Origin of the sequence: Hallerella sp., assembly GCF_022776125.1 — a bacterium.
Classification (GTDB): domain Bacteria; phylum Fibrobacterota; class Fibrobacteria; order Fibrobacterales; family Fibrobacteraceae; genus Hallerella; species Hallerella succinigenes.
The window spans coordinates 35,470-43,072 of sequence record NZ_JALFIA010000052.1 but is presented as its reverse complement, the minus strand read 5'-3'; the positions used below and the strand labels follow the sequence as shown (position 1 = coordinate 43,072).

The following is a 7,603-nucleotide window of genomic DNA, read 5'->3' as shown; positions in this document are numbered from 1 at the left end:
GCCAAGCTCCGCGCTGAACTCGACGCCTACTTCGCAAAACTCTACGGCCTCAGCCGTCGCGACCTCGAATACATCCTCGACCCCAAAACCGTCATGGGCGACGATTACCCCAGCGAAACCTTCCGCGTCCTCCGCGACGCCGAAATTTCCACCTACGGCGAATACCGCACTCAACGCCTCACCCTCGAAGCCTGGGACAAGATGAATTAAGTAGAAAGAGGTGAAAAAACAAAAAAAGTGTTGACAAAAGCAGTTTTTTAGGCGATAATGATTAAGAACAATCGTCTGCATTTTCGAATGTTTTGTATTTTTGTCATGAAAAAAGGAACAACTGGAGCTAAAATGAAGCCCGAATACGAAGAACTCTTGAATAATTTTGAAAGATATCTCGATTCGATGAGCCAAACCGAGTTTGACTCGATTGTTGATTCTATGGCAAAAGAAAGAGATAATGGCGAATCGTTTGGTTTTGATTTATCTCTTGATACAATGCATGGTTGTTTTTTGTCGTCTTTAGCGGCAAATGCTTATTCCAATGTATCTTTATCTGTTGAATCTGATTACAACGCTCCTTGCTATGTGATGGTTGCCTAATGGAAGCTCAAGCTCCTGCCTTTTCATTAAAACGCTATTGGTTCGATGATATTGTCCTTACATCAAAGGGATTTGTTCCGAACGAAAATATAAGGGTGGACTTTGGGCCGAAGTGTATTTTTAGCAAGAGTTCGCATTCTGCAATATTGGAAGTGACATTTACTGCATCTACGGGAAGTGTCGAAAAACCATTTTTTAGAGTCAAATGTTGTGGTGAATATGTTTTTGGTGAATCTGTAAAAACAGTTTCTGACATTCCAGACTTCTTTTATGCAAATGGAATCGCCATCATTTACCCTTATTTACGCGCTTACGTAAGTCTTATTTCTCAACAGGCTAATTTTGGTTGCGCCATTATTTTGCCTTTGTCCAACCTTTCTGGCATCAAGGATTTTGTAAAGAAGAATACAACAGAGATTGATTGATGGCACTCTTGTATCAAACCGTCTCTGAGCCTCCTCCACAGAACGTAACATCGTGCGTTCCTATTTTTAGCAAGCAGATTACTCAAGCCAACGCCATAACTGATTATGAAAAAAGGCATATCGGTTATCGACCATGGTTAGGGGATGGTTATTATTTTTGGGAAGGTTTTAAAAGTCATGCTCACCATTGGGGTAAAACTCATTGCGGGGGAGCCTACGCAATTTACACACTTGAATATATCTATGGTGATAATGCAGGTTGCCTTAATTTGGTTGATAATCCTGACCATATTGAGTTGATTGAGCGTATAATTGGAGTTTTTGTTAAGAGTAAAAGCCGTAAGCCAGAATTGTTAAGCGAGGTAATTTATTTTTTTCGAGCTTCGATGAAAAGTAATCCGTCATCGAAAAAATTTGATTCTATTCGCACATTAGCTGAAGGCGGAATGGATTTAGGAGGAGACCCAATACTGCATTTTGATAAAGCAAATGCTGCTGTTTATCATATAAAACGCCAAATTCAGGTTTGCTTCTGGCAACGAAACGGGTGTTTCGACAGAATAAGAAAAATATTTCCAGAAAATTGTATTTCAGAAGACATTCAATATGTCTGAATAGCGTGCAACTCTTTAGAAAGGGCTGCTTAGTATGACCTTTACTGAACGGGAACTGATAAAAAAGGCCGGAGCCGATAGCGGCTGGAGCATCGTGGAGTCCGACGGTCCGGATTCCGTCACTCTGGGCAGCGCTTCGCATAATGAACGTGTTACGGTCAAGTGCTGTGCCCACGAAATGGACGTGACCTTTACCGCGACCTTCAATGAAGCCGAACTCCGCATCAACGGCGCCTTCTATGTCAACGATCAAGAATTTATTGTTCAAGAGCGTGAATACGAGTCGCTTCGTCGTGTACTGCGCCGTATGCAAGAACTGTTCATTGCCTTGCCGCCGACACCGATTGATATATATAATACTCGTTGGCGTCAGATTGTCGCCGGAGGCCTACCGGCAACAGAAACCGAGGAAACCGTCAAGCAGCGTGTTGGCCAAGATGTGTACCGTGAAGCCTTAATGAACTACTGGAAAGGAGCCTGTGCCGTCACTAACTGCACAATTCCAGAAATTCTTCGTGCCAGTCACGCGAAGCCGTGGAAGGATTGTAGCTCCGCTGAAGAACGCCTCGACGTGTACAATGGATTCCTTCTAAGCGCCAACCTGGATGCACTCTTTGACAAAGGTTTAGTTTCCTTCGACGATGCCGGTAATATAATGCTATCGTCTCAGCTGAATGAATCGAATCTGAGAAGGGTTGGTATCTATCCTGACATGCGCCTTCGCTGGATAGACGCCCATCACTTGCCGTATCTGAAGTATCATCGCGAAAATGTATGGAAGAAATAAAGTTACGACGCCATTTCAAAAGAAAAGATTAAGCCAAATTGCAGCTGTTGAAAATGCTGTTCAGATAAGTATTAGTGGGTTGACGCAAAGGCAAGAACCCAGTTTCAAACCTTGTTGCACATACGAAAAAGCCTCTGAGTTAACTCTCAACTCTCAGAGGCCTTTGCTAAAGGGGTTGGAACCTTACAGCTGCAATTATTCCCATTCGATAGTGCCAGGTGGCTTGTGGGTCACATCGTACCAGAGGCTGCCCGCGTCGTCCGCTTCGAACTTGCGCCAGAGCCCTGCGAGAAGGCCCTGGTCGATTTCGGCAAAGTTTGCGGTCATGGCTTCGGTACTGTTCACCGGGCGCATCACAATGCAGGGCTTGCCCTGAACGTGGAGCGGGACGGAAACCACCGGCATCTGCCAGATTTTTTCGTACAGGTCGTTTTCCTGCAAGAATTCCGTACAAATGTTGTCGAACTTGCGAAGCGTATCGAAGTTTTCGCGGGTGGCGTACTGCGGAACGAGTACCGGAGCTTCTTTTGCGACGCTGCCGATTTGGTAAATCACGCGGTTGATAGCCTTGAATCGGTTCGCAAGTTCCGTGGAGAACTTTTCGCACAGCTTCCAGCTTAAGCCCGGAGTCGTGATGAGGAACGGCTGCGCATAGGTTCTGCCGTCACCCTGGACGCCCACGCTCTTGATCGGGAGCAGATAGCCGTCGATGTGGTTTTCCTGGAGGTATTCGGCGAGGGACTTTCCGTCGTTATCTTTTACGTTATCGAACTGCACCATATCATTCGTGAGAACGCCATCGCTGCAGAGCAGACGCACGCCAAGGCCCGGGCCCGGGAATGGGTGACGCCACACGAGGTTGTGCGGAATGCCGAGTTCTTCACCGAGGGCACGGACTTCGTCCTTGTACAGATCCGCGAGCGGTTCAAGAACAAGACCCTTTTCCATGAGATCCAGGACTTCTTGCACACGGTTGTGGTGCGTCTTGATTTTGTCGGCGTTCTTCGTTCCGCCACTTTCGATCGTGTCGGGGTAGATGGTGCCTTGTGCCATCATCCACTGGTTCGGATCCAGGTTGAGCTTTGCCATTTCCTCGTCCTTCACGGTGAGGAATTCCTTGCCGATGATGCCGCGTTTCGTTTCCGGAGCGGTCACGCCCTTGAGCTTTTCGAGGAAGTGTTCGCTTGCATCGCACACCTTCAAATTGTTCATGCCTTCCTTCGTGAGGAAGTCCATGATCTTCTGGGATTCGCCAAGGCGCATCATGCCGTTATCCACGTGCAGACCGAGAACCTTTTCCGGTCCGAGAACGCGGTTCAAAAGTACAAAGGCAACGGTGGAGTCGACGCCGCCCGAAACGAGCAAGAACACCTTGCGGTCCTTGACCTGTTCCTGGATGCGCTCCGTGATGAGCGGCAGGTAGCTCTTCATGTTCCAGGTCTTTTGTGCGCCGGTGATGTCGACGAAGTTTTCGAGAAGCTTCATGCCGAACTTGCTGTGCGTGACTTCCGGGTGGAACTGGATACCGTAAATCTGGCGGTCGGGACTCTCGCTGTCGAAAGCGACGGCGGCAACGGCACAGTCCTTCGTGCTTGCCACGATCTTGTAGCCTTCCGGGAGCTTTGTCACCTGGTCGCCGTGGCTCATCCACATCGGGCTTTCTTTCGGAAGTCCCTTCAGCAGCGGGCATTTTTCATCGCCGACGATCAGGTCTGCAATGCCGTATTCCTTGATCTTGCCCGGTTCCACGTGTCCGCCGAGCTGCTGCGCGATCAGCTGGTGACCGTAGCAGATGCCGAGCTTTGGCACCGGGAGCGAAAGGATTTCCGGATTGTATTCGGGAGCATCTGCGGCATACACGCTCGAAGGTCCGCCGCTGTAAATGATACCCTTCACTCCTTCGAGTTCGCTCACCGGAGCGCTAGGGGAGTGTATTTCGGTAAAGACACCAAGCCGACGCACGCGATTTGCAATCAGATGCGCATATTGTCCGCCGAAGTCAAGAACGGCGATCGTATCTACGTTTTTCACGCTTTGTCTCCAAGTTCACGTGAGAGTTCAATAAGGGATTGGACACCGATGCCCGTGGCTCCGTAAGTCGTATACTTCCAAGGACGTTCCACATAGGCGGTACCGGCGATATCCCAGTGAGACCACTTGATTCCTTCCGGAACGAATTCGCGGAGGAAAAGTGCCGCAAGGATTGCACCGGCGCTTTTGCCGATGTTTGAAAGATCGGCATAGTGATCGTCGAGCTCGTTTGCGTATTCGTCTTCGAGCGGCATTTGCCAAAACTTTTCGCAGGTTGCGTCGCCCGCGGCCTTGATCTTTTGGGAAAGTTCTTCATCGTTTGTGAAGTAACCGGTGATTGCCGGGCCTAGTGCACGGACCATGGCGCCGGTCAGCGTGGCAAGGTCCACGATGTGCGTCGCACCGTTTTCGGCAGCGGCACAGATGCCGTCCGAAAGCACCAGGCGTCCTTCGGCGTCAGTGTTATCGACCATCACGGTCTTGCCGTTCTTCGCCTTGAAGATATCGCCCGGGAGCACGGCTCCGGAACCGATTCGGTTTTCGGCAAGGCAAAGGTAGGCGGAAATTTTGAGCGGAATTTTGAGCTCTGCTGCGGCGCAGATGGCGGCAAGGGTTGCTGCCGCGCCCGACATGTCGCTTTGCATTTCCTTCATGTTCTTGGCAGGCTTCAAGGAAATTCCGCCGGTGTCAAAGGTAATGCCCTTGCCGACAATTGCAAGGTGCTTGTCCTTGGGAGCGTTCTTTGGGCTGTAGGTGAGCTTGACCATGCACGGTTCAAAACGGCTTCCGCCACCGACGGTCAAGAGTCCGTTGAAGCCTTCGTTGGCGAGGAGCTTTGAATTCAGAATCGAGATGGCGACACCTGGAACCTTGTGGGCTTCGCGGATGGCGATGTGGGCAAAAGCCTCTGGGTAAAGCTCGGAACCGACCGTGTTGATCAAGTCCTTGGCGAGGTTTGTATAGTGCTGTTCTACGGCGACTTCTGCCGCAATGCGTTCAAAGTCCTTGGTGCGTTCGTCCGCTTCGATGTCGAACGTGACGGTGAAGTCCTTGGTCGTTTTCGACTTGTACTTGTCGAACTTGTAGGCGCTGTAATACAGACCGTGGAAAATCGCCTTCGCCTGTTCGTCTGCGGCGTCTGCGAGCAGAAGTTTGACAGTCTTGAACTGTTTTTGGCGGGCGCGCTTGCCCAAACGGTAGCCCGCCATACGAAGATGATCCAGGGAGGACAGTCCGCGTTCCATGGCGGCGTTTACAAAAATGGTCTTGTGACCGTCGATTTCGACGATTTCAAGATCTTGGCAGATGCCTTTTTCCATTTCGGAGAGGACGTTCGCAACTCGAATTTCTCCATTTTCGGACAGAACCGAGGAGAATTGAACGGCTTTTTTTACATAGAATAATGCATGGGCTTCAGTGTTGTCTGCGACATGCTTTGCAATTTTAAGTTTAATCATGCTCCCAAAAATAGAAATTTATTAGATTATGGGCGTCAAATTCACCTAATAGGAATACTGATGGAAACAGCTGCTCAACTTTGGAAAAAGATCCAGTCCTCTGAATTCAACCCCGCCACCGACATGCATCTTGTCGAAGACGTCAAGAAGATCGCCCTCGCAAGTGTCGAACCGTGCAAGGTAAGCTTTGGTACGTCCGGCTTCCGCGGTGAAATCGGTACGGAATTCACCCTCCGCACAGTCGAAGTGATCGCTACTGCTATCATTCGCATGTACAAAGAAGCGGATGCGGAACTCCTTGAAGCTCTTGGCGTTGCTAACTTCGAAGAACTTCAGGAACGCGGTATCGTACTCGGTCACGACAACCGTCTTCTCGGTGATGAATTCTGCAAGGCAGTCGCTCAGGTCTTTGCCAAGGCTGGCGTGAAGAAAATCTACTACGGTGGCGAAATGGCTACGCCGGAATTCTCCGCCGCCGTTGAACTTCTCAAGGCCGCTTGCTCGATCAACATGACCCCGAGCCACAACCCGTCCAACTATGCCGGTATCAAGTTCAACCCGGCTGATGGCGGTCCTGCGGGTCCGGAAATCACTTGCCACATTACCCGCATTTCGAACGAACTCATGAAGGACTTCAAGCGTGAAGACCTCGAAGAAGTCGAAATGAAGGCTTTTGATTCCATTGAAGTTTACAACGAATTCCTCCACAAGCAGGGCACGATCCAGTTCGCCCGCATCCAGAAGCTTCTCGACGAAGGCCGCTTGACCCTCGTCTGCGACCACGTCCACGGCGCAACCCGCAAGCGTCCGAACGTGATTCTCGGCAATCCACAGTGCCTCATGTGCCTGCGTACCGAAGACGATCCTCTGTTCGGCGGAATCGCTCCGGAACCGAGTTCCAAGAACCTCGAAGGCGTGAAGAAGATTCTCGACCAGAGCAAGAGCTGGTTCCGTCTCGGCTGCATTTTCGACCCGGATGGTGACCGCGTTCGCTTTTACGACGGCACCCGTGAAATCGACATGAACCGTTTCGGCGCAATCGCTTACCACTATATGGTGACCTGGCGCAAGGAACAGGGCGTTGTCGCAAAGTCCGTCGCTACTTCCAATTTTGTGAACGTCATTGCGAACAAGCTCGGCGCTCCGGTGATGGAAACTCCGGTCGGCTTCAAGAATTTCCGCCCGTGGCTTGCCCGCAAGGCGAATCCGAAGGCTCTCATCGCTTTCGAAGAATCCGACGGTATTTCGGGCTTGAACAACACGCTCGAAAAGGACGCTCAGTTCGGCCTTCTTCTCGCTCTCGAAATCATGGCAACGACCGGCAAGAACCTCGGCGAATACCTCGAAGAACTTTATAAGGAATTCGGCGAATTCTACCCGAACCGCGCAGGCTTCGAAGTGGACAAGTCCCTCGTTGGCGATCCGCTCGTCGCTCAGGTGAACGCTGTGGCTTGCAAGGCTAAGGTCGGCACTGTGGTCAAGATCGGCGACAAGGAAAAGAAGGTTCGCGAAGTCTTGACTTTGGACGGCGTGAAGATTATTTTCGAAGACGATTCCTGGATGCTCATCCGTCCGTCTGGTACGGAACCGAAGGTGCGCATTTATACGGAATGCCGTGAAGAAGCAGAAAAGGACGCTATGTTTGAAGCGGCCAAGGCGCTCTTCTTCAACAAGTAAGGCTTTTGTTTAGGAGAA

General features: G+C 50.4%; 8 protein-coding genes. 6 read left to right on the top strand and 2 right to left on the bottom strand.

The annotated features are described in order from the left end of the window. The 5 genes from MR847_RS06320 to MR847_RS06300 form a co-directional block, all read left to right on the top strand. Positions 1 to 210, top strand: a 210-nt coding sequence (locus tag MR847_RS06320) for a hypothetical protein (protein ID WP_287723257.1), incomplete at its 5' end; no start/stop codon positions are given. Between the two features lie 57 nt (positions 211 to 267). Further along, the gene (locus tag MR847_RS06315) at positions 268 to 594 is read left to right on the top strand and encodes a hypothetical protein (RefSeq protein ID WP_146139510.1); all 327 of its coding nucleotides are present in this window, start codon (positions 268 to 270) and stop codon (positions 592 to 594) included. Continuing rightward, a complete protein-coding gene (locus MR847_RS06310; protein WP_106519940.1) occupies positions 594 to 1,019 on the top strand; it encodes a hypothetical protein in 426 nt (141 codons plus the stop codon). The genes MR847_RS06315 and MR847_RS06310 overlap by 1 nt, the downstream gene beginning before the upstream one ends. Next, a complete protein-coding gene (locus tag MR847_RS06305; RefSeq protein ID WP_106519939.1) occupies positions 1,019 to 1,633 on the top strand; it encodes a hypothetical protein in 615 nt (204 codons plus the stop codon). Before MR847_RS06310 ends, MR847_RS06305 begins: the two co-directional genes overlap by 1 nt. Before the next feature lie 34 nt (positions 1,634 to 1,667). Beyond that, the gene (locus tag MR847_RS06300) at positions 1,668 to 2,420 is read left to right on the top strand and encodes an HNH endonuclease (protein ID WP_287723256.1); all 753 of its coding nucleotides are present in this window, start codon (positions 1,668 to 1,670) and stop codon (positions 2,418 to 2,420) included. A gap of 195 nt (positions 2,421 to 2,615) precedes the next feature. On the opposite strand, the gene guaA is transcribed toward MR847_RS06300, so the two are convergent. Beyond that, positions 2,616 to 4,451, bottom strand: a complete 1,836-nt coding sequence (gene guaA, locus MR847_RS06295; RefSeq protein ID WP_287723255.1) for a glutamine-hydrolyzing GMP synthase — start codon at positions 4,449 to 4,451, stop codon at positions 2,616 to 2,618. Beyond that, on the bottom strand, positions 4,448 to 5,908 hold the full coding sequence (locus tag MR847_RS06290) for a leucyl aminopeptidase family protein (protein ID WP_287723254.1): 1,461 nt from the start codon (positions 5,906 to 5,908) through the stop codon (positions 4,448 to 4,450). Before MR847_RS06290 ends, guaA begins: the two co-directional genes overlap by 4 nt. Positions 5,909 to 5,968: 60 nt before the next feature. On the opposite strand from MR847_RS06290, the gene MR847_RS06285 reads away from it, so the two are divergent. Continuing rightward, positions 5,969 to 7,585 (top strand): phosphohexomutase domain-containing protein, encoded by a 1,617-nt coding sequence (locus tag MR847_RS06285; RefSeq protein ID WP_106519936.1) that lies wholly within the window; start codon positions 5,969 to 5,971, stop codon positions 7,583 to 7,585. Positions 7,586 to 7,603 lie beyond the last annotated feature (18 nt).

What these genes read in the sequence shown, in the direction of transcription:
- MR847_RS06300 (WP_287723256.1), top strand. Translation starts at nt 1,668, where the DNA reads ATGACCTTTACTGAACGGGAACTGATAAAAAAGGCCGGAGCCGATAGC.
- MR847_RS06305 (WP_106519939.1), top strand. Translation starts at nt 1,019, where the DNA reads ATGGCACTCTTGTATCAAACCGTCTCTGAGCCTCCTCCACAGAACGTA.
- MR847_RS06315 (WP_146139510.1), top strand. Translation starts at nt 268, where the DNA reads ATGATTAAGAACAATCGTCTGCATTTTCGAATGTTTTGTATTTTTGTC.
- MR847_RS06310 (WP_106519940.1), top strand. Translation starts at nt 594, where the DNA reads ATGGAAGCTCAAGCTCCTGCCTTTTCATTAAAACGCTATTGGTTCGAT.
- MR847_RS06290 (WP_287723254.1), bottom strand. Translation starts at nt 5,908, where the DNA reads ATGATTAAACTTAAAATTGCAAAGCATGTCGCAGACAACACTGAAGCC.
- MR847_RS06285 (WP_106519936.1), top strand. Translation starts at nt 5,969, where the DNA reads ATGGAAACAGCTGCTCAACTTTGGAAAAAGATCCAGTCCTCTGAATTC.